This window comes from Acidovorax sp. KNOB132, from assembly GCF_057541515.1.
The window spans coordinates 1-905 of the sequence record NZ_BAAJYT010000588.1 but is presented as its reverse complement, the minus strand read 5'-3'; the positions used below and the strand labels follow the sequence as shown (position 1 = coordinate 905).

General features: G+C 74.7%; 1 pseudogene. It reads left to right on the top strand.

The features are described from left to right. A pseudogene (locus AC27IO_RS24850) lies at nucleotides 1-905 on the top strand (ATP-dependent helicase); the annotation flags it as partial.

Genomic DNA, 905 nt, shown 5'->3' with positions numbered 1-905 from the left:
ATTCCAGCCGCGCATCACGCTGCAGACGCTGGGCCGTGGCGACGGCCTGCTGGGCCTGCGGCCCCACGGGCCGATCGGCCCGCGCGGCGACCAGGTCACGCTGGCCCGCATCGACTGGACCTACCGCACACCGGATGGCGCCGCCTGGGAAACGCCCGCCCCCACCTCGGTGCTCAACAGCCGCCCGCCGGCCGTGCAGGAGCTGTACGACACCGGCGGCCCCGTGCTGCGCCTGCAGCGCGATGGGGCGGCCGAGGCGGACGCCATCGACCTCGTGCGCGACCTGGGCCTGCTGCCGGTGCCCGAAACGGCCTTGCAGTGGCGCGACCGTGCGGGTGCTCCCGTGCTGGGCCCTGTCTGGACGCTGCCGCAGGAGGCTGCCTTCGGCGACTTCTGGGCCGAGCAGGTGCCGCGCCTGCAGGCCCACGGCTGGGCCGTGTCGGTACTGCCTGGCTTCGCGCACGAGAGCGTTCCCGTGCAGCGCTGGACGCTGCGCCTCGATCCCGACACCGGCGAGCTGCTGGGCAAGGACCTCGCCGGCCCGCTCGGCCCGCGCGAACGCCCGGTGCAAAAGCTGCATCTGCCCGAACGCGAAGGGGCGTGGCTGCTGAGCCTGGGCATCGAGGTGGACGGCGAAACGCTGGACTTGGCGCCCCTGCTGGCCGATCTGCTCCGGCGCGAGCCGCGCTGGCTGAACGCCGCGCAGATGGCCGCCATCGACGACCACGCCACCGTCTCGCTGCGCGAGCCCGGCGGGCGGCGCATCGATGCGCCGGCGGCGCCGCTCAAGGCCATCGTCGGCGCGATGGTGGACTTGCTCACCGATCCGCTGCGCAACGCCGGCCGGCAGCGCCAGGACGGCGACCCGCTGCGCCTGGGGCCCTGGGAGATGCGGCGGCATCGAG